Source organism: Chryseobacterium defluvii, assembly GCF_003634775.1.
In the GTDB taxonomy this organism is placed as follows: domain Bacteria; phylum Bacteroidota; class Bacteroidia; order Flavobacteriales; family Weeksellaceae; genus Chryseobacterium; species Chryseobacterium defluvii.
This window is the reverse complement of sequence record NZ_RBXB01000003.1, coordinates 813074-836086: the sequence shown is the minus strand read 5'-3', so window position 1 is coordinate 836086 and position 23013 is coordinate 813074. Positions and strand designations below refer to the sequence as shown.

15 protein-coding genes are annotated in these 23013 nt (G+C 36.7%); 1 reads left to right on the top strand and 14 read right to left on the bottom strand.

The window, feature by feature from the left end:
- Positions 1–34: 34 nt before the first annotated feature.
- The 10 genes from BCF58_RS15710 to BCF58_RS15665 form a co-directional block, all read right to left on the bottom strand.
- Positions 35–526 carry a hypothetical protein gene (locus BCF58_RS15710; RefSeq protein ID WP_121462742.1) on the bottom strand — a complete coding sequence of 164 codons (492 nt, stop codon included), beginning with the start codon at positions 524–526 and terminating at the stop codon, positions 35–37.
- A gap of 223 nt (positions 527–749) precedes the next feature.
- A complete protein-coding gene (locus BCF58_RS15705) occupies positions 750–3647 on the bottom strand; it encodes a T9SS type A sorting domain-containing protein (protein ID WP_170149040.1) in 2898 nt (965 codons plus the stop codon).
- Between the two features lie 20 nt (positions 3648–3667).
- Entirely contained in the window at positions 3668–5785 is a 2118-nt protein-coding gene (scpA, locus tag BCF58_RS15700; RefSeq protein WP_121462741.1) for a methylmalonyl-CoA mutase, read from the bottom strand.
- Between the two features lie 238 nt (positions 5786–6023).
- The gene (locus tag BCF58_RS15695) at positions 6024–8069 is read right to left on the bottom strand and encodes a prolyl oligopeptidase family serine peptidase (protein WP_228434823.1); all 2046 of its coding nucleotides are present in this window, start codon (positions 8067–8069) and stop codon (positions 6024–6026) included.
- A 179-nt stretch (positions 8070–8248) separates the two neighbouring features.
- The gene (locus tag BCF58_RS15690; RefSeq protein ID WP_228434822.1) at positions 8249–8914 is read right to left on the bottom strand and encodes a hypothetical protein; all 666 of its coding nucleotides are present in this window, start codon (positions 8912–8914) and stop codon (positions 8249–8251) included.
- A gap of 82 nt (positions 8915–8996) precedes the next feature.
- Complete coding sequence (prfA, locus tag BCF58_RS15685) at positions 8997–10082, bottom strand: peptide chain release factor 1 (RefSeq protein ID WP_121462739.1); 1086 nt, start codon at positions 10080–10082, stop codon at positions 8997–8999.
- A 155-nt stretch (positions 10083–10237) separates the two neighbouring features.
- Entirely contained in the window at positions 10238–13072 is a 2835-nt protein-coding gene (locus BCF58_RS15680; protein WP_121462738.1) for an alpha-amylase family glycosyl hydrolase, read from the bottom strand.
- 284 nt (positions 13073–13356) lie between these two features.
- Positions 13357–13638 carry a hypothetical protein gene (locus BCF58_RS15675; RefSeq protein ID WP_121462737.1) on the bottom strand — a complete coding sequence of 94 codons (282 nt, stop codon included), beginning with the start codon at positions 13636–13638 and terminating at the stop codon, positions 13357–13359.
- A gap of 105 nt (positions 13639–13743) precedes the next feature.
- Entirely contained in the window at positions 13744–14817 is a 1074-nt protein-coding gene (locus BCF58_RS15670; RefSeq protein WP_170149039.1) for a serine hydrolase domain-containing protein, read from the bottom strand.
- A gap of 93 nt (positions 14818–14910) precedes the next feature.
- Positions 14911–16518, bottom strand: a complete 1608-nt coding sequence (locus BCF58_RS15665; RefSeq protein WP_121462735.1) for a fumarate hydratase — start codon at positions 16516–16518, stop codon at positions 14911–14913.
- A gap of 138 nt (positions 16519–16656) precedes the next feature.
- On the opposite strand from BCF58_RS15665, the gene fumC reads away from it, so the two are divergent.
- Positions 16657–18051, top strand: coding sequence for a class II fumarate hydratase (fumC, locus tag BCF58_RS15660; protein ID WP_121462734.1), 1395 nt, complete (start codon positions 16657–16659; stop codon positions 18049–18051).
- A gap of 94 nt (positions 18052–18145) precedes the next feature.
- Here the strand turns inward: fumC and BCF58_RS15655 are convergent, their stop codons facing one another.
- From BCF58_RS15655 to BCF58_RS15640, 4 genes are read right to left on the bottom strand one after another with little or no spacing between them, the layout of a single operon-like run.
- Positions 18146–19081 carry a Dyp-type peroxidase gene (locus tag BCF58_RS15655; protein ID WP_121462925.1) on the bottom strand — a complete coding sequence of 312 codons (936 nt, stop codon included), beginning with the start codon at positions 19079–19081 and terminating at the stop codon, positions 18146–18148.
- Positions 19082–19098: 17 nt separating this feature from the next.
- Positions 19099–19821, bottom strand: a complete 723-nt coding sequence (locus BCF58_RS15650) for an ABC transporter ATP-binding protein (RefSeq protein WP_121462733.1) — start codon at positions 19819–19821, stop codon at positions 19099–19101.
- A gap of 4 nt (positions 19822–19825) precedes the next feature.
- Entirely contained in the window at positions 19826–21292 is a 1467-nt protein-coding gene (locus BCF58_RS15645; RefSeq protein ID WP_121462732.1) for a DUF5687 family protein, read from the bottom strand.
- A gap of 50 nt (positions 21293–21342) precedes the next feature.
- Positions 21343–22992: a DNA repair protein RecN gene (locus BCF58_RS15640; protein ID WP_121462731.1), complete on the bottom strand. Its 1650-nt coding sequence runs from the start codon at positions 22990–22992 to the stop codon at positions 21343–21345.
- Between the last annotated feature and the right edge of the window lie 21 nt (positions 22993–23013).

Sequence of the window (23013 nt, the reverse complement as noted above, 5' to 3'; positions counted from 1 at the left end):
TCAGGCTTCTTCTATTTCTACATATGTTGTGAAATCAGTCTTCTGATCCCTGGCTATCCATGGGTTCATCCATCCCTTTGCTTCCCGATTTATATACTCTTTCTGAATCCAGAAAATATAAATTATGCCTTGCTTTGGCAATAATTCCATTGTATGTTTCTTCAGACATACCTTCGGGTACATTGGATTCCGGCTGTTTACGATACACTTCTATTGCTCCCTTTTTATCAAGAATCGCTTTTGCCTTCTGTGCATCTTCAGCAGTATCCGTATACACAATAATGTTATTTTTTCCTACACTTTCTTTTTTGTAGGCTTCTAACATTTCTGTATCATGGGCAAAGATATAATCCCAGAAACTTCTTGTTTTCACATCTTCTTCGTAATGACCATCCGGTGATCTGTTCTCCAGCCTTGATTTTGAAACGATAATATTTGCTCTATCAAAGCCCTGATTTGTTAAATCTTCTTTAATTTCCTCTGTATCTACAGTAGCAGGAAATACTGAAATTACTGTATAAGCCATAATGAAATTTTTCAGTAAATAATACAAAAATCATACAGCTTACCCTTTACAAATGTTAATTAACTTAAAAATTTCTCTAAAATATCCACAGCACATTTCGGAAGGTTGGTTCCGGGACCGAAGATGAAATCGGCACCATTTGCAAAAAGGAAAGCACATGATAATGGTAAAGAAATCAATTACATTAGAAATTTTGATAGCTTTCGAGACTCAAATCATTAACCTATTTTATTATTATTTTCTTTGTGTGCAAAATATTATTGATATATATTTCAACAAGGTAAGTTCCTTTAGTTAAATGATATCGTTTAATATTATACACTTTATTGTAAATACCTTTTTCTTCTTTTATATATGGCTGAATATTAATTCTTCTTCCTTCGAAAGTTGAAATATTTATTAATACTGAGCCTTTCTCTTTTAGTTGATACTTAATGTTAATTATATCATCTGCAGGATTTGGATACACTACTATTTCGTTCTGATTTTTTGCTGATACGGAATACTCTATACTATTATAATTGTTAGGACTCTTCGCCGCTATAAAAATATTATTGCTATTTGATCCGCATCCAAACCAGTTATCTATTCCGGTATATTGGAAATCATGATTTGAGGAAAGCCAGACGTTAATCGAAGAATTTTGATTTGTATTGTTTTTAAAGCCTGCGATATCATCAAAATTTCCATCATTATCGAAATCACCGGAAATTAATCTTCCTGTTATATTATCTGCTTTATAGTTAATATTCTGCCAAAAACCATCTGATGCATAAGGAAGATATTCAAACCCTGTACCTGTACTTCTGAATATATGAGCACGAGTTTCATTGGATCCATAATCATAAAAGGCAATGATATCATCATATTTACCATCATTGTCAAAGTCTCCGGAAACTACACGTCCTGTTATTTTATTAGAATCATATCCCGTTGTATTCCAAAATCCATTAGGATCAGAATAATCGAAACCTGTACCCGTTCCTTTAAAAACATGAATAGATGTCTTAATCCCATTTGCCGTATTTCCATCATCATAAAAAGCGGCAATATCATCAAAATTCCCATCATTATCGAAATCTCCGGAAACTATCTTCCCTGTTATTTTATTAGCATCATAACTTGTTTGTTGCCAAAAACCGTCTGCCCCATTAAGATATTCAAACCCGGACCCTGTACCTCTAAATACATGGATACGTGTCCCTCCGGTACCATAATCATAAAAAGCCGCTATATCATCTACTTTACCATCATTATCAAAATCTCCGGAAACTATTCTATCTGTTATTTTTCCTGAATCATAGCCCTGAGATTGCCAAAACCCATTTGTCCCGGAATATTCAAAGCTATTTACATTTCCTTTAAATACGTGGATAGCTGTTTTTGCTCCATTCACAGGGTCTGTTCCTAAATCATAAAAAAGAGCAATATCGTCCTGTTTCCCATCATTATCAAAATCTCCGGAAACGGTATTCCCTACTATTTGAGCTGAATTATAATTTGGTGCCTGCCAATAAATACTTGACGAAGAAAAGTTGAAATTACTACCTGTTCCCTTTAACACATGAAGTTCTGTTGTCATCCCGTTAATTGGGTCACCCCCGTAATCATAAAACGCAGCAATATCGTCCTGTTTCCCATCATTATCAAAATCTCCCGACACCATTTTATTCATCACTTTATTGGAATCATAATATGGATTTCCGTCTTCAGCAAAAATTTTATAGCCGTGGGTAATCGCATTATAATAATCCACATAATAAGCCCAGGAATGCATTTGGATAAGTGCTCCATAATCCCCTTGATTGTTTGTGCTTGGAAGTATTCTTGATCCTGAATACAAACTCATTTTTATCAAAAAGTTTTTTAGATATTCTTTTTCAGAATTATTAAATAAGTCATTATGAAGTGTTGCATAATAAGCAAGTAATGCTATAGGTTCTACTTGATCATTATCATAATAGTAAGCATAGTCAATATTTGCTAAGGTTTGGCAGTTAGTATCGAATTGTAGCCAGCTTAATGTTTGATCAGATTCTCTTACTCTTTTCTTTATTATATGGTTTACTCCTAACTTTATTGTATTAGATAGATTTTCCCTAATGGAGGAAGAAGCTGGTATTATATCAAATGCTTCTATCAGTCCTCGTACACATACTAAATGATAGACAATTTTTGTATTACTGTAAATTTGCACATTATTCTCAGTTTGAGAAGAAAATTTCCATGTCCCTTTACATTCTTCATTGTTTGTATTATCCAAACTTTGATAAGCAATGAACCAATTACAAATTTCTGTTACCTTATTTAAATAATTGCAGTTTTTAGTTACTTTATAGGCTTTTGATAATCCCCATAATCCAAATGCCATATAATCTGCCGTATTATATTGTGTAGAGGGGTCCAAAATATCAGTAGTTGGAACCGGGATCTGTTCAATAAATCCGGCAATTTTATTTATATCCTGTATCAGGTTTGGCACCCTATCCAGCTTATTTATTTTCTTCAGATACATATAACCATCACACAAGGTAGCCAAGGTATGCCCTGTTTCATAGATATGAATGTTATTCGCTCCTGGGGTATCATCCTGGTCAAAAGTGTTAAGCCCCGGCCTCTCAAACCACCAAATAACTCCTCCACTAGGCTGGATTTGTGTCTGGAGATATTTCAGTCCATCAACGATCTGGTCAATATTCAAATTGTAATTAGCATTACCGTTTTCACCTCTGAAATTATTATAATGAATAAGACCTCTTACAACCTTACTGGTAGATCTTGCCAAGGGATGAGAGCTCCAGTTTTCATTATAAAATTTTGTCCTTTTATCTAATGTATCTTCAAATCCGGAAAAATATCCTCTAAACCAAGCCCCTGAATTCCATGTATTATTGTTAAAAGTTGCCTGATAATTATTTGATGGGTCAACACTTGATATTTTTGTCAGACCTCTGTAGTTATTACTTATTGTACAGATATTATCAATATCATTCAAATTAATATTAGGTAATGTTGCCGGTGAACCTACAGGAGCTATTGTTACTTGTGCATCAAAACATTGTAAGCTAAAAAAGAAAAAGAGAAAAATTATTTTAATATTGGTAAAATTTCCTGTTTTCATAATTTGTGTTTTTATTATTGCTATCCTAAAAATTTCTCTAAAATATCCACAGCACATTTCGGAAGGTTGGTTCCGGGACCGAAGATGAAATCGGCACCATTTGCATATAAGAACTCATAATCCTGTTGTGGAATTACTCCTCCTACAACGATAGTGATATCGTCTGCGCCCAGTTTTTTCAGCTCCTCTACGACCTGTGGAACTAAAGTTTTGTGTCCCGCAGCAAGAGAAGACACTCCTAAGATATGGATATCGTTTTCTACGGCCTGTTTTGCTACTTCTTCAGGTGTCTGGAATAATGGAGCAACGTCAACATCAAATCCCATATCGGCAAATGCTGTTGCTACTACTTTTGCTCCTCTGTCGTGGCCGTCCTGTCCCATTTTGGCAACCATTAGTCTTGGGCGGCGTCCTTCTTCTTCCTCAAATTTTTGGGTTAATTGAAGGGCTTTTTCAAAATATTCGTTTTTCCCGGCGTTCATAGCATATACTCCAGAAATTGTTTTAATGTTTGCTTTATATCTTCCGAAGCTTTCTTCCATGGCATCACTCATTTCTCCTAATGTTACTCTTCTGCGGGCTGCTTCAATACATAATGCCAAAAGATTACCTTTTCCTGTTTTTGCACTTTCGCGGATTTCGTTTAAGATATGTTCAACAGCGTCAGCATTTCTTTCTGCTTTTATCGTATTTAATCTTTCAATTTGTTTTCTGCGGACTTCGGTATTATCAATATCTAAGATCTCTATTTCATCTTGTTTTAAAGATGACCTGAATGAGTTTACTCCAATGATAAATTCTTCACCACTATCAATTTTTGCCTGTTTTCTGGCAGCGGCTTCTTCAATTCTCATTTTAGGAATTCCTGCTTCGATCGCCTTGGTCATCCCGCCTTCCTGTTCCACCTCATCAATGTATTTCATCGCTTCTTCAATCATCTGCTGGGTAAGACTTTCAATTAAATGACTTCCCCCCATCGGATCTACCACATCACATATTCCGCTTTCCTGTTGAAGGATGATCTGGGTATTTCTGGCAATTTTTGCAGAATAATCTGTAGGAAGCGCAATGGCTTCATCCAAGGCATTGGTATGAAGGGATTGAGTTCCCCCTAAAGCTGAGGATAGCGCCTCAATGGCTGTTCTGGTAATATTATTGAAAGGCTCCTGCTCTGTTAAAGACCATCCCGAAGTCTGAGAATGTGTTCTTAACGCTAAAGATTTTGGATTTTGAGGATTGAATTGTTTTAAAAGATTGGCCCAGATGTATCTTGCAGCACGCATTTTAGCAATTTCCATGAAGTGATTCATCCCGATGGCCCAGAAAAAGGATAATCTTGGTGCAAAATCATCAACATTCATTCCCGCTTTGATCCCTGTTCTTACGTATTCAAGACCATCTGCCAAAGTATAAGCCATTTCCAATACCGGAGTAGCTCCTGCTTCCTGCATGTGGTATCCTGAAATGGAAATTGAGTTGAATTTCGGGATATTTTGAGAAGTATATTCAAATATATCCGCGATAATTTTCATAGAAGGCGCAGGTGGATAAATGTAGGTATTTCTCACCATAAATTCTTTCAAAATATCATTCTGAATAGTTCCTGAAAGAAGCTCCTGTTTTACACCTTGCTCTTCTGCCGCTACGATGTAGAAAGACAGAATGGGTAAAACCGCACCATTCATTGTCATAGAAACGGAAATCTGATCCAAAGGGATTTCGTTGAACAAGATTTTCATATCTTCTACAGAATCAATCGCTACTCCTGCTTTTCCAACATCACCTATCACTCTTGCATGATCTGAATCATACCCTCTGTGGGTCGCCAGATCGAAGGCTACGGAAAGTCCTTTTTGTCCTGCTGCTAAGTTTCTTCTATAGAATGCATTGGATTCTTCTGCTGTGGAAAAGCCCGCATATTGACGGATCGTCCACGGTTTTTGAACATACATCGTGGAATATGGGCCTCTTAAGTAGGGTGCAATTCCCGGTGAAGTCTCCGTTAAAGATCTATCTTTAATATCTTCGGCAGTATAGGACGATTTTAGCTGCAAACCATCTTTTTCAAATGGGTAGATTTCTGTATTGTGTCTGGCTATGCTAAATTGAGGAGTTTTGTTCTGGATTTCCCTTCTCATTTTTCAGATTTATTAGGCGCATAAAATTACGGATTTTTGTGTTAATAATTCTGTGCTAATTTCTAAAGTAAAAAGGCGAAATTGCAAAACTGCAAAATCGCCTCTATTAGTGAGTTATAAAATGCTTTAATTTATCGCAAAGTAAGCAATGCTTTTGGAAACAACCATGCTGTTTTAAGATCGCAAAGGCGTTTCACTTAGCAAAGACCCGCCAATGTTTAATTTTATCGGACTTTACTTATTTTCCTAATTTTTTAATTCCCATTTCAAACAAGGCAAAAGAAATAAGATCTGCATTTTCACTGATCACCTGTTCTGTTGCTCTTCCTGCACCGTGACCTGCGTTCTTTTCAATTCTTAATAAAATAGGGTTTCCACATCCTTGTTTTTCCTGAAGCTCAGCTCCGAATTTAAAGGAATGTGCTGGAACTACCCTGTCGTCGTGATCACTGGTAATAATCATTGTTGAAGGATAACAGGTTCCGGCTTTTACATTATGTACGGGAGAATATGATTTTAAATATTCAAACATTTCTTTATTATCTTCGGCAGTTCCATAATCGTAAGACCATCCTGCCCCTGCAGTAAATTTGTTGTATCTCAACATGTCCAGTACTCCAACTCCCGGGAATGCTACTTTTGCTAAATCAGGACGCATAGTCATTGTAGCTCCAACCAATAAGCCTCCGTTTGATCTTCCTGAAAGTGCCATATACTCTTTGGAAGTATATCCTTTGCTCTGCAAATATTCTCCTGCTGCAATGAAGTCTTCAAAAACGTTCTTCTTCTGCATTTTGGTTCCTGCATCATGCCACTTTTTCCCATATTCACCACCTCCCCGAATGTTCGGAACGGCATAGATACCTCCATTTTCCATCCAGATAGCATTGACTACAGAGAAAGCCGGCTGTAAGCTGATATTGAACCCTCCGTAAGAATATAAAATCGTTGGATTTTTACCATTAAGCTTAGTTCCTTTTTTATAATTGATCATCATCGGAATCTTGGTTCCGTCCTTTGAAGTATAGAACACTTGCTCTGAAATATAATCTTCCGGATTGAATTTTACTTTAGGCTTCTGATAAACTTCTGATTTTCCTGAATCCGCATTGAATTTATAGGTGGTTCCCGGAGTAATATAGTTGCTGAACGAAAAATACAATTCTTTTTCTTCTTCCTTACCTCCAAATCCTGAAACATTTCCTTTGCCGGGCAGACTAATTTCTCTGATCAGCTTCCCGTTTTTATCATATTGCTTTACCTGATCAATAGCATCCACCATATAGGTAGCAAAGAAATAACCACCCCCGGAAGAAATCCCCAGGACATTTTCTGTTTGCGGAATCACATCTTTCCATGTATCGGGTGAAGGGTTTTTGATGCTTGTTTTTACCAGGCGCATATTAGGAGCATCTTTATCTGTAAAAATGAAGATATCATCGCCTTGTGTATCAACGATGCTTGCATTGATGTCAAATCCTTTATTAATTTGAACAAAGTCACCTCCGTTTTTTAAATCTTTAATGTATAATTCATTTCCGTTGGTTGCATTCGCCGCAGAAATAATCAGGAATCTCTGATCTTCCGAAACTCCTGCCCCAATGTATCTGCGAGGTGTTTTTTCTCCACCGAAGATCAGTTTATCATCAGATTGTTTTGTTCCTAATTTGTGGAAATATACTTTATGCTTATCTGTCATTCCGGAAAGCACCGTTCCTTCTTTTGGTTTATCGTAGCTTGAATAATAAAATCCTTCATCTCCCTGCCATGAGATTCCGCTGAATTTTACATCCGTTAGAGTTTCATCAATTTGCTTTTTGGTGATGGCATCAATGATGATAATTTTGTTCCAGTCGCTTCCGCCTTCTGAAATAGAGTAAGCAGCTAAATTTCCTTTTTTATTGAATGACAGGTTAGAAAGGGAGGTTGTTCCTTTTTCCGAGAATTTATTCGGATCCAGAAATACTTCAGTGGTTTTGGTTTTATTATTGGTCCTGTATAAAACCGACTGGGCCTGCAATCCGTCGTTTTTGTAATAATACGTATAATCTCCTTCTTTGAATGGAGCTGAAATTTTTTCATAATTCCAGATATCTCTCAGCTGGCTCTTAATTTGTTCCCTGAAAGGGATTTTTGAAAGATAGTTTTGACTATAAGCTACTTCTTCATCCACCCATTTTTTAGTGGGCTCCGAATCATTTTCCAAATCTCTGAAGGGGTCTGCCACAGCAGTCCCAAAGTACGTATCTGTTTGATTTCCTTTTAATGCTTTAGGATAATTCATTATTTTTTGAGAATAAAAAGAGGCCGAAAATAAAACTCCAGCTGTTAATAAAACGGATTTGATATTCATATTTTATGATTTTCTCAAAAATAAGCAAAGTAGGTGAAATAAAAAAAGTTCCGGAAACAGGAACTTTATATGATGATTATCTATTCATTACTATTTTTTGACTCTCAGCTTTAAAAGCTGTCAAAATAAAGATCTGTAAGATTAGTAACAATCTCATCCGGACTGCCATTCCAGTAATATATTTTATCTTCTACCTTAAGCTCATATAAACTGAACTTCTGATCGAAGCTTACTGTTTTATCTGCGTTTTTTAAATCCTGAACGGTCTGTACCAAATACTTTTTCAGCTCTTCCGCCTTTACTTTTCCTGGATCTCCTTGGGGACCGTGCGTTACTTTTGAAGGTATTTTAAAACTTACTGTATAAGTTATCTCAGCAATTTTTTGATCTTCAATATATTCATTAGGAACCATTTTTACGTTTTTAACGGTAAGTTTTCCGTTTCTGAAATTCCCAAACATCGCTCTAAAATAATCTTCCGCTTCCTTTTTACAGGCTGATGCTGTAGCTTTAGAAAATACGGATAGAAAATTATCCGCTCCGTTTTTAATGGTTTCTTCTGATGCCTCTTTAAAGCTCCCCTGATAGGCATCCTGTCCTTCTACTGTGGGCCTCAAATAATCATTAAGCTTAGTTTGTGCCGCTTCATTGTTATTTAAGAACGTTCCGAAAAACAGTTCAAATACTTCTGCCGGTTTTTTCACTTCCTTTTGTGCCATAAGTTGCTGACCCGTTCCTACCAGGAATAAAAATAAGATGAGTTTAAAATTTTTCATATTTATTGATTTAAAGTTCTGTGATATATCATAAAAAAAGGCTTTTGAATATCAAAAGCCTTTTAACAAATGTGGTTATTTTTTATAAGCTTTCCTCTTCACCTTTCATCTTCTCTGCATTTTCTGCCATGATTACGGCATCTATCATTTCTGAAATATCTCCGTTCATGTAAGCATCAAGGTTGTAGATGGACTTATTGATTCTGTGATCTGTAACTCTTCCCTGAGGATAATTGTAGGTTTTGATTTTTGCGGAACGGTCTCCCGTAGAAACCATTGTTTTTCTTTGTGCAGCAATATCTCCCTGCACTTCCTGTAATTTAATATCATATAATTTAGCACGAAGCATTTCCATTGCCAATTCACGGTTGGCTAACTGGGAACGGGCCTGCTGACAAACTACTACAATTCCTGAAGGTTTATGCGTAAGCTGAACTTTTGTTTCAACTTTGTTTACGTTCTGACCTCCCGCTCCTCCGGAACGTGAAGTCTGCATTTCGATATCTGCAGGATTGATTTCTACGTCCACTTCTTCAGCTTCAGGTAAAACCGCTACTGTAATGGCAGAAGTATGAACTCTTCCTTGGGATTCCGTTTCAGGAACACGTTGTACCCGGTGAACTCCGGATTCAAACTTCATGATTCCATATACTCCTTCTCCTTCTACTTTCATGATCAGTTCTTTATATCCCTTGGCTGCTTCATTGGAATCTGTTACTTCATGTTTCCATCCTTTTGTTTTGAAATACATAGAATACATTCTGTAAATATCTTCCACAAAGATCGCGGCTTCATCACCTCCTGTTCCCGCACGTAATTCCACGATCACGTTTTTGTCGTCTGCAGGATCTTTCGGGATCAGTAATACTTTCAATTCTTCTTCAAGTCCGGGAATTTTATCCTGAGCTTCAAGCTTTTCCATTTTCGCCAGGTCTACCAGATCTCTGTCTGAACCATCTGCAATGATTTCGTCGGATTCTGTAATGGTGTCCAAGGCTCCTTTGTACTGATCATATACTCTAACAATTTTCCCCAAATCACTATATTCTTTATTCAAAGAAGAATATCTTTTTTGATCTGAAATCACATCAGGCTGTATAATAAGGTCTGCTACCTCATTATATCTTTGTTTTATAGCTTCTAATTTTGGAATTAATGACTTAGACATTGTAGAATTTTTGTGGCTGCAAAGATAAGAATTATTAATTCATTTTAAAACTCTTAAAGGTTTCAGATGAGGAAAGTCTTCTGTAATCCTCGTTTTAAATAAAAGAGAGACAATTTTTCAATTATCTCTCTTTTTGCTATTAAAAGGTTAATTAATTATTTTATGATCATTTTCTGAATTGCCACTCCGGTATCGGATTTTAAATGAACCAGATAAGTTCCTGCAGGATAATGGGCTTTTAATTCATAAGTGCCGTTCTCATCCTTCAATTTAAATGAATCCAATTTTTTACCACTCATATCATAAATGGTAATTTCTCCGTTTTTAGCCTTGTGATAAATCAACTTTGCCAATCCGTTTTTTACGGGGTTATCTGCGATCTGAAGAGACAACTTATATTCTGCATTTTGATCTATTGTAGATAGGGTTCCGGTATAGTTTCCAAAGATTCTGAATTCTCCCGGCTGAAGTGTAATAGGAGCAGTTGTGGAAGCCACATTTAAAATCGTATTATCCATCAGATTCTGCCATTGTCCGGTATATGGGAAATAAGGTACAACATCTTTAGCCGATGTGTTATAATTAGCTAATACCACAATATTTTTAATTCCTGTTGCCGTCGTATCATATACATATATTCTGGTAATCAAACCATCCGGATCGTTGGTAAGGTTGTTGGATTCTACACTATAGGTTTTCGATTTAAATACCTGATTGGCATTTCTGATATTGATGATTTTAGCCCATGTATCGTAAATTGCTTTTCTATTGGTATTGGTATCATATCCTAATGTAAAGGCAACCGGTTTTTCATCAGTTCTGCAGCCGCTATTGATAGACCCGTCAGGACATCTGTTGATACTGAATTCATACCCAAGCTCACCAAACTGCCAGATCATTTTAGGTCCGGGAATCGTGAAGAAAGTAGCGCCGAAAGTTTTCATTCTTTCCAGTGCCGTATTCAGGTTTTTAACATCGTAAGCTCCATTTACAGCACCATAAGAAAGGTTTTTAAACATCAGTCTTTCTTCATCATGGCTTTCTCCGAATCCCACAGCATGCATATTGGTAAAACCATGAAGTTCATGATCCATTCTGTCATAGTTACTATTATCTTTATACCCCATCGTATTCTGATTGTAAGGATCGGTCTGCTTGTTCCAAAGCATTACTCCTTTCCCTTCAGCAATTCTGTAATTGGCCCACTGCTGCTCTTCAGCATCTGTTCCCAGGTGTTCAAAAATCATATAGGAATTAGGATCAATTGCCCATTGCTTGTCGGCATAATATTTCATAATATCCACTCTGTCCTGTTGATAAGCATTGGTACATGTTTCATCATTTGCAGAACAGCTCTGGGTAAATCCTTTTGTTAGATCCCAACGGAATCCATCAATATGATATTCCGTTAACCACTGTTGCAAAGATCTCTCCACATAATATCTGGTGGCAGTACTTGTATGGTTAAAGTCATTGAAAACATTGTACGAATGCTTTGGAACCTGATTGAAATAAGGATTATTAGCTGCAACATCCCCATATCCGTCGTTATCCGGATCTATATTCCAGAGCCTAACCAATGGGGATCTTCCTGTAGCATGATTGAAAGCAATATCCAAAATTACGGCAATTCCGTTTTGGTGACACAGGTCTACAAATTCTTTGAATTTTTCAGGTGTTCCGTAAGCTTTATCAATAGCATAGTGGAAAGATGTATTGTACCCCCAGGAAAGGTTTCCCTCAAATTCCATAATCGGAAGAAGCTCTATCGCATTGATATTCAAATTCTTTAAATATGCAATCTTATTGATTAAAGACTGCCAGTTTTTTTCCTGGGTAAAATCTCTTAACAGCAATTCATAGATTACCAGATTTTCTTTATTCGGTCTCTGGAAATTGGTTACCTGCCAGTTGTATGGTGTCTGACCTGTTTTAAACATGGAAACCTCAAATTCCTGTCCTGCAGGGAATGCTGGTAAGCCTGGATAGGTAGAAGCCGATATCCACTGGTCGTCATAAGAAGATAAAATCTGTGGTGAGAAAGGATCTGCCACTTTTTTCAGATCATTGGTTCTATACTGAAAAGTATATAGCTGTGCAGGGGTTAATCCATTTAGCTCAATCCAGTAAAGATCAGGGTTTGTGGTATCTCTTTTCATCAGATAAGCATCATTAACTGTCCAGCCATTGAAACTGCCGATCACATGAACGAAATTTTTAAAAGGAGCATATAATGCCAATCCTACTTTTGTATTATCTGTAGGATGATAATTAATTCCCTGCTTTATCCAACTAGGAATTGCTTCAGACACAACATTTCTTGGAACCTGTAAAATGAAGGTTGCGTTTTTGGAATTTGAATTGGCATCTGTTGCAATAAGCTCCATACTTGCATCTCCTGTTACAGTATAGCTGTAAGAATAAGAAGTGGAAGGCGTAGATGTTGAATTCACCACAGTTCCGTTTGCCTTTAACTGGAATGTTGCATTTACATTAGTTGTAGCTGTAATATTGATGGCATTTCCCGTTGGAACTGATGTTAGAGTATTTGCTAAAGGATTCGTCATACTCAAGCTCAAAACACCCACGTTTACAAAATGATCTGCGGTTTGATGGGCTCCTGTCTTATCTTTCAATAAAAAACCGAATCTTCCGATTCCTGTTCTGTTGAAAAACGTAGTAGGAGTAAAGGTTAAAGAATAAGTATCAGTCCCTGCGTTATAGGAAAGCCTGTTCGCTTCATTGGAATTATTCCAGCTTCCGTTGGTAGGACAGTCCTGGCTGTTATTATAATTCGTATCCAAAGACCAGGACCAGATGTAAATAGCATTTCCGACAACACCCCATGCAGATTCATCGATCTGATTTCCGGGTACGCTTAATGTGATCTGATCTGTTTCATTAAATGGATTAGGTGTAATGGTATAGCTGATCTGCCCGAATAGGAGAGTCATCATCAACAATAATACACCAGAATAAAATTTCTTCATAAAGTTTGTTTTTTTTAGTAATTTAATACGAATGTAATTTATTTTTTGAAAACTTCCGATTTCTTGTTAAAAAAAATTAAACTCTCCATTACAGCGAAAAGGATCATATTTACATAAAGCCACCGAATAACAGGTAATTAAGTGAAGTATCCTTTAAATAAAAACATCTTTACTTGTGAATTTATCCAATAAAAAATCCATTCTTATTCAGAATGGATTTATATATGTTGTTTTGCTTTGATATTACTTTTTCAGAATTCAGGTGAAAAAGCAATGACAATCAATTAATGATGATGTCCGTGACTATCGTGTAAGAAAGGACCATTTCCTTTAGGTTCATTGTAGATTACTTCTACACCTTCCTGCTCATAAATGTTTTTTCTTCTGATCTGTTCAGGATCGAAGGACTTTACCTTTCCAAAGTATTCTTTCAAACCTTCTGTTAACCACATAGGAATAACTAAACCGAAGAACATAAAAATACACCAGAACCCTACTAAGAACATGGTGAAGAAAAATATCGTCCAAATGAACTGATAAAATGGCCAAAATGCTGATAACATCATTTTTCTTAAAGATTTTAGGCAAAAATAGAACTTTTTTATTTTCTACACAAAAGATCAAAGCCCTATTTTATAATTTATTTTAATTTTAAACTATTCAAACGTTCACTATTGCTGTTTTTTTGTGTTCTCCAAAACCAACCGGGCAATATCTTTTGTAATCTGTGTCGGCGAATGACAATCGCAATTACTCAGCCCAATGACGTATACATCTTCATCGGGAATATAAACAGCCATCGACTTGAATCCGAAAACACTTCCTCCATGCTCTCTCGTTGAGACTCCGTTGATTTCTTTTAAATGCCAACCGTAACCGTACGTAAACTCTTCTTCATTATTGAGCTTGTATTTTGTGAATGCCTTCCTGATCTGTTCAGGTTTTAAAAATATATTTTGATTCAAAGCACCTTGCCATTTCACCATATCCTCTACCGTTGACATTAATGAACCGGAGGCAAAAGGCACACTGAAGCTGATGATAGTCCTGTTTACATAACCCTCACTCTTTTTATGATAACCATAAGCTCTGTTTTTGATCAATTTTCTATCACTGGCATAATAAGAATTCCTCATTCCTGCTTTTTCGAAAATATTTTTTCTGATAAAATCTTCATATTTTTCACCGGAAACCAATTCTATAAGATATCCCAGCAATACATACCCAGAATTATTATATTCTAATTTCTCCCCGGGCTTGAAATCAACAGGTTCGTTTTTAAAGAAATCCACCATCATTTTAGGCGACATTTCTTTTTGCGCGATCTCCGAAATTGTTTTCATTTTTGTAAAATCCTTAATTCCTGAAGTATGGGTCAAAAGGTGATGAATGGTAATTGAATTACCGGAAGGATAATCAGGAATATATTTAGAAATAGGATCATTTACAGTTAACTTCCCCTGTGATTCCAAGATCAGAATTGAAACTGCGGTAAACTGTTTGGTCATTGATCCAATTTGAAAAACATGTTGAGGGGTCATATTGACATCCAATTCCAGATTGGCTTTTCCAAATGCCTTTTCATACAGAGTTTTTCCTTTCTTTGAAACCAAAAATACACCACCGGGATCATTTGAATTGTTGAATTCCGTCTGAATGATGCCGTCAATCTTTTTATCAAGCTGAGCAAAAGAAATATTAAAAACAATAACGCTCAGGAGTAAGGACAGTAAAAATTTTTTCATAATAAAGCTACTTTGTAGTTCAAAAGTACAAAATAATCACGTACTATGCAATACAAAGTAGCTTGTTTTGAAGACAAATTCTTGTTTTCTTTTTTAATGGGCTAAATTTGCAAAGAAATCATTCCCTTTATCGTCGGTAATGATAAACGCCGGGAAGTCTTTCACTTCAATTTTTCTCACCGCTTCCATTCCTAATTCCGGGAAGTCTACCACATCTACAGACACAATATTGTCTTTTGCCAAAATAGCTGCAGGCCCACCGATAGATCCTAAATAGAACCCACCGTATTTGTTACAGGCATTCGTAACATCCTTGCTTCTGTTTCCTTTTGCCAGCATGATCATGCTTCCGCCATGACTCTGGAATTCATCTACATATACATCCATTCTTCCCGCAGTCGTAGGCCCGAAGCTTCCTGAAGCCATTCCCTCCGGAGTTTTTGCCGGTCCCGCATAATAAATCGGATGATTTTTGAAGTATTCTGGCATTGGTTTTCCGCTGTCTATGATTTCTTTAATTTTTGCGTGAGCAATATCTCTCGCTACAATTAAAGTTCCATTAAGCTTTAATCTTGTTTTGATCGGATATTTTGAAAGTTCTGCTAAAATTTCAGGCATAGGCTTGTTCAGATCAATTTCAACTGCTTCTTCCAGATGCGGCGGAGTATCCGGTAAAAATCTTTTCGGATCCTGTTCCAATTGCTCAAGGAAAATACCTTCTTTGGTAATCTTCCCTTTAATATTTCTGTCTGCAGAACAAGAAACCCCCATTCCGACAGGACAAGATGCTGCGTGGCGAGGAAGTCTGATCACTCTAACATCGTGAGTCAGGTATTTACCTCCAAACTGTGCTCCAATCGCACTTTCCTGGCAGATTTTCTGAACTTTTGCTTCCCATTCCAGGTCTCTGAAAGCTTGTCCTGCTTCATTTCCTTCTGTCGGAAGGTTGTCATAATATTTAGCCGATGCTTTTTTCACTGCTGCCAGATTGGCTTCAGCAGAGGTTCCTCCAATTACCAGAGCTAAATGGTATGGCGGACAGGCAGCCGTTCCTAAATCTGATATTTTTTCTTTGATAAATTCTTCAAGAGACTTTTCGTTCAATAATGACTTTGTCTTTTGGTAAAGGAAAGTTTTATTAGCTGAGCCTCCTCCTTTTGTAAGAAATAAAAACTCATAATAATCTCCTTTTTTGGCATAAATATCAATCTGTGCCGGAAGATTTGAACCTGAATTCTTCTCATCAAACATGGTTAAAGGAACCACCTGAGAATATCTTAAGTTTCTTTTTTGATAGGTATTATAGATTCCTTTGCTTAAATATTCCCCATCATCAACTCCGGTATATACATTCTCTCCTTTCTTTCCCATTACAATAGCTGTTCCTGTATCCTGACAAGAAGGTAAAGCTCCTTCTGCAGCAACTGCGGCATTTTGTAATAAATTATACGCAACGAATCTGTCATTGTCTGTAGCTTCAGGATCATCGATGATTCTTCTAAGACTCTCTAAGTGAGAAGAACGAAGCATAAAAGAAACATCTGCCATTGCTTCTTCTGCCAACAGCTCAAGACCTTTCGGATCTACGGTTAAAATTTCCCTGTCGCCCAGTTTTTCAACTTTTACATAATCTGAGGTAAGCTTCTTGTACACCGTATCATCTTTCTGAATCGGATACGGATCCTGATATCTAAATTCCATTTCAATTTTTTATTGGTGCAAAAATACAGCTTACATAAAAAAACATGAGTAAAATCAGTCATCTGAATTGATATTTATAATCATTATAAATTGTGAGATTTTTACGTTATGAGTAACTTTATAAAAATTTCAATCACAATGAATTACAGAATAGAAAAAGACACTATGGGTGAGGTGCAGGTACCTGCAGATAAGTTTTGGGGTGCTCAAACGGAACGTTCGAGAAACAATTTCAAGATCGGACCTGAAGGTTCTATGCCTCACGAAATTATAGAAGCTTTTGCCTTTTTAAAGAAAGCTGCTGCCTATACCAATACAGATTTAGGTGTTCTTCCTGCTGAAAAGAGAGATATGATTGCCAAAGTTTGTGACGAAATCCTGGAAGGAAAATTAAATGATCAGTTTCCGCTGGTAATCTGGCAAACAGGCTCCGGAACTCAATCGAACATGAATGTGAATGAAGTGATTTCGAACAGAGCTCATGTAAATAATGGAGGAACTCTGGGAGACCCCTCTGAAATTCATCCGAATGATGATGTGAACAAATCCCAATCGTCTAACGATACCTATCCAACGGCAATGCACATCGCTGCCTACAAAAAAGTAGTAGAGGTAACAATTCCTGCGGTTGAAAAATTAAAGAACACTTTAGCAGAAAAAGCTAATGCTTTTAAAGATATCGTGAAGATCGGGAGAACACACCTGATGGATGCTACTCCATTAACCTTAGGTCAGGAATTTTCAGGATATGTTGCTCAGCTGGAATTCGGATTGAGAGCATTAAAAAACACCTTACCTCATCTTTCTGAACTTGCTTTGGGAGGAACTGCAGTAGGAACAGGATTAAATACTCCAAAAGGTTATGACGTTAAAGTAGCTGAATATATTGCGAAGTTTACCAATCATCCTTTTATAACGGCAGAAAATAAATTTGAAGCATTGGCTGCTCATGATGCTATTGTTGAATCTCACGGAGCTCTTAAGCAACTGGCTGTTTCCCTATTCAAAATTGCACAGGATATCAGGTTATTAGCTTCAGGCCCCCGTTCCGGGATTGGGGAAATCTATATTCCTGAAAATGAACCGGGATCATCTATTATGCCGGGAAAAGTAAATCCTACTCAAAATGAAGCGTTAACGATGGTTTGTGCGCAGGTTTTAGGTAACGATACTACTATTTCTTTTGCGGGAACCCAGGGGAATTATGAGCTGAATGTTTTCAAACCGGTGATGGCTTATAATTTCTTACAATCTGCTCAATTAATTGCAGATGCATGTATATCATTCAACGATCACTGCGCTGTAGGTATTGAGCCTAATCATGAGAGGATTAAAGAGCTGGTGGATAAATCCTTGATGCTTGTGACTGCTTTGAATACGCACATCGGGTATGAAAATGCCGCTAAAATTGCCAAAACAGCTCATAAAAACGGAACTACCCTGAAAGAAGAGGCCATTAATCTTGGCTTACTAACTGCCGAACAGTTTGACGAATGGGTAAAACCTGAAGATATGGTTGGAAGTTTGAAATAATGATTTTTTAATATAGATTAAATGTAAGAAAACCTTGGCCAATTCCAAGGTTTTTCTCTTTTTATCTGTTCTGTTTTTGAAGTCGAATGTAAAATTATCCGGAAAACTCATCCAGCATATTTCTGGTCGGAACAAAGAAAAGGGTTCCTGTAACTGCTGTGCTGAAATCCAGAATTCTGTCATAATTCCCAACGGGATTTCCCACAAACATATTTGTCAGCATTTTTTTTGTGGTGGTAAATGTATTGGAATAGGCGATAAAATAGGTCCCGAATTCATTGGTAGATGGGCTTCCGAAAGGCATATTATCTCTTACGATTTTTAATTCTTCCCCGTTTTCCCCTTCAATATTTGCCAAAGCGATATGTGAATTGGAAGGTTTCACGTCATCAGACATTTCAATATCATTTTCTTTTGATCTTCCGATGACCTTTTCCTGTTCTTCAGTCGAAAGGCTTTTCCAGGCATCCATATTATGAATATATTTTTGCACGAAAAGATAGCTTCCGCCTTTGTAGGGTAGATCTTCATCACCAATTTTAGCGAAAAAATCTCTATCTTCCCCATGAGGATTTTCAGTACCATCCACAAATCCGAGAATGGAACGGGCATCCCAATATTTAAACCCGTGAACTTCCAAAATACTTTCTGCAACCGGCGTCAATAATTTTGAAATTTCGATCGCCATATCAAAGATCAGGCTTTTATTATCTGCCCGTAAATGAAAATGCAAATCTCCCGGTGTAGATACTGCAACATGTTTATCTCCTCGTATTTCTTCATAATGAGTCAATTCTTTAGGTAAAGGAGACGGAAGGTCTAATATTTTCCATGCATTATGGCCAATGCCCATTACACAACTGGCCCGGCTGTCAGGAAACCTGTTGAAAACAGAATTATTAAGATTCAAAACCAAGGCGCACAATTGCCGGAAAACGTCTTTCACTTTCGGATCATCTCCAAGTTTCCAAACCATAAAAATGGTATTACTGTTAGGATAATCAGTGACATTTTGAGATTCTATACCCATCATGATTCATTTTTACCTTAAATAACTTCAATAGGACGGGAAACCTGATCCGCAAAATATTGTTCCAGTTCTTTCAATGTTTCAGGATTTGTCTGAATATCTTTTACAAGCAATCCTTTGTTCACCACAACAATTCTATTACAAACTTCGGTAGTATGGGATAAATCATGACTAGAAATTAAGAACGTTACTCCATCCTGTTTAGATAATTCTTTAATAAGGTTTTTTAATTTGATCTGTGTAGAGGGGTCAAGATTGGCAAACGGCTCATCCAGGATAATGATTTCAGGGTTTCCAATAATAGCTCCTACAATGCCTACTTTTTTCTGATTTCCTTTGGAAAGGTCACGAACATATTTCCCGGAGTTTAAAATTTCCCCGTTGAACAAATCATGAAACTGTTTTAAAAATTCATCTACGGTTGCTTTATTTTGTCCCCGAAGCTCTCCGATAAAGTAAAAATACTCTTCCGGGGTAAGATATCCAATCAGGAACGTATCATCTACAAAAGCAGAAACTTTGCTTTTCCAGGCTTCCGATTCGCTGACTTTAATTCCGTCTATGTTTACTGAACCTGTAGTTGCCTGAATAAGATCAAGCATTAAACTGAAAAGGGTTGTTTTTCCGGCTCCGTTGTTTCCCACCAAACCAAAAGTTTCTCCGTTAGGAATTTCAAGATGCTCAATATTAAGAACAGTTGCTGTTCCGTAGGTTTTGGATAAATTATTTATAGTGATCATTATATTAATTTTTAGATTTGAATGCGTCTAAAGTACTGTATTTCTCTACTTTATATTGTTTTACAATAATATCAAAGATTTTCTCTCTGAACAAAAATCCTATTAAGCCTAAAATGGCAATGCTTACCACTCCCGCCGTCATTCCGAAGAAATATTTCGTTAGCCCGAAAACAGCCATCGGTAACAGCATTTTAGGAATCAATAACAGAAGGGCTTTCATATTAAAACTGTTTTTCTGCCCTATCCTTTTTTCTTTAGAATTCAGATCGATCTGGGTTTTATTAAATGCTCCCGACCATAATGTAAATTGTGAATTCACTCCTATATTGTAAAGTCCTGCCGCAAAAAAGGTAACATACAATTCCCATCCGAAATAAGCATAAAATAAAGCAATAACTATTGATACCGCTGTTACGATATTCATCAGCCACCATTTTGCTTTCAGGTATTCTTTGTAAGGTACATTAAGTGTCATCATCAAAGGGTAATAAGAGCTGTCGAAGGACGGAACTCTTTGTCCGAACATAAACTGGAATCCACCGGTAACAAACAATCCCATGAACATCATCATATAGGATGTTTTATATATCGGAGAAGTAAAGATCAGTAACCCATAAAAGATGAATAAGAAACTTCCCAATAAAACCCCTTTGGTGACTTTATTCCGTCTGAGCATTTTAATATCATTATTAATAAAGCTTCCGAGTACACCGTACTTATTCAGGAAAGCAATATTCTCTGTTTTACCAACTGTTTTCTTGGCTTCAAGACCCTGATCAAGATAAAATTCCTGATAAACATGCCTGAAACAGATCCTCCACAATCCTAAAAAAAGTATTATTGACAGGGCTGCAAAATAAGGTCTCTCATAAAAACTGTAAAAGAATTTTTCTGAATAGTGCAGTAAAGGAATCATGTTGTAGTAGGCCAGAATCCCAAACAAAGTAAAGATACCTCCTACTACAATCGCAATCGTTTCCTTATCATTAAAAAGGATGTTGATAAAATTGTTGAGATAAAAAAGCAAAGAAGCTCCTATGAGCCAGGCAAAAGTTCCTGATACTCCATATCCGTTGAATAAACAGATTCCTGCAAACGTAATCAAAAAGAAGGAGTTTAGCCAGCTGAACGCGGATAAGAATGTTTTGATCAGCATGTAGTTAACCAATGTTTTTTTCGAAACATTCAGCGTCAGAAAAGGCTTGATGTTCTGGGTTGGCATTTCCTGCCAAAGGTATTTAAAAGTAAGATCCAGAACCCATGCAATGATCATGTATCTGGAAACGATTTTCAGAGGATCCTGATGTATTTCTTCCCGTATGTAAAAAAAAGCCGCAAAGGCTCCTCCAACCAAACAGGCAATGAAATAAAAAATCCCCATAAACCTGAGAATCTTCATCGCAAGATTGACCCCGACTGACGTACCACGAAAAAAACTTTTTATTTCTAATCTGAGGAACTTAAAAAACATAGTTTACTTTTTTACATTAGTAAATGTAATGTAAAATATGTTACAGATTTTTATCCAATTAATTCTTTAGCCTGTGCTAAAGCAGCTTCTGTTATTTTGCTTCCGGAAAGAAGCTGTGCAATTTCGTTGAGTTTCTCCTCTTCACTTAGCGGAATGATAGTAGATTGTGTTTTCCCGGAAATATCCTGTTTTACCACTTTATAGTTATTATTTCCTTTAGCGGCTACCTGCGCAAGGTGAGAAATAACAATGAGCTGCATGTCTCCAGACATTTCACGCATCAGGTTTCCGATTTCTTCAGCCACTTTTCCGGAAACTCCCGTATCAATTTCGTCTAATATAAGAGTCGGAAGTTCATCGCTTTCCGCAATAATCTTCTTCACCGCCAACATCACTCTTGATCTTTCTCCTCCTGAAATAGCCGTTTGAATCGGCTTTAAAGGAAATCCTGAGTTTGCCTGGAATAAAAGCTGAATATTTTCTTTCCCGAATGGAGTAAACTCTGTTGTATCCTGAAGCTCAATATCTACCCTGGCTTTTTCAAGACCCAGCTTTTTAAGAAGCCCTTCTGCTTTTTTAATAAAATCAGGAATACTTTTCTTCCTGTTCTTAGATAGTTTTTCAGATAAATTCTGAAGGCTTTTCTGTTTTTTAGAAATATTCCCTTCTATTTCGCTTATTAAAGTTTCAAGCTCGGAAGCTCCTTTTTGTTCTCCGGCTAGCTGATCTCTGATTTCTTTAAGTTCATGAATATCTGAAACGTTATGCTTAAGGAATAATGCATTGATTTTATTATTAAGATCAGATAATAAAGCTAAAGTTTCCGGATTGATCTCAATTTTCTCCGATTCGTTTTCAAGCTCGGAAATAATGTCTTTCAATTCTACGAAAGAAGTTTCCATCCTTTCATCCAATTCAGAAAAGGCTGATGAAACTTCAGAGATTTTTGAAAGTTTATTTTTAGCTTCATTAAAAAATGACAGGATCCCGATTTCTTCCTGATGGAATCTGGATAAAATCTGTCCCAGATTCTCGGAAATCATTTCCGCATTCTCCTGAATAGAAAGCTGGTTTTGCAAATCCTCATAATCTACATCATCCAATTTCAATTCTTCCAGCTCATTTAATAAGAATTGTTTATAATCACTTTCCTTGGTATTTTCAGAAAGCTGGGTTTGTAATCTTTTAAGCTGGGTTTTCAGGCTTTGAAATTCGGAAAACTCATACTGATAGTCTTCTATGATTTTTTTGTTATCCGAAAGCCCGTCAATAATTTTAAACTGATATTCGGAAGTAAAAAGGTTGGAAGTTTCAAACTGGGAATGGATATCGATCAGCTGAGAAGAAAGCTCTTTCAACACATCCAGCGTTACCGGAACATCATTGATAAAAGCCCGGGATTTCCCTGAAGGCAGGATTTCTCTGCGGATAATCGTCTGATGCTCATAATCCAGGTCATTTTCAATAAAGAATTTTTTGAACTGGTTATTGAGTGCAAATTCCGTTTCTACAATGCTTTTCTCTTCAGCATTGGAAATGGATTTTACATCCGCTCTTTCGCCTAAAATAAGTCGTAAAGCACCTAAAATAATGGATTTACCTGCTCCCGTTTCACCGGTTATGACCTGTAAACCGTTGTGTAATGATACTTCTAAGGTATCAATCAGGGCGAAATTTTTAATATAAATTCTCGAAAGCATGAATCAGTAGCAGATTACGTT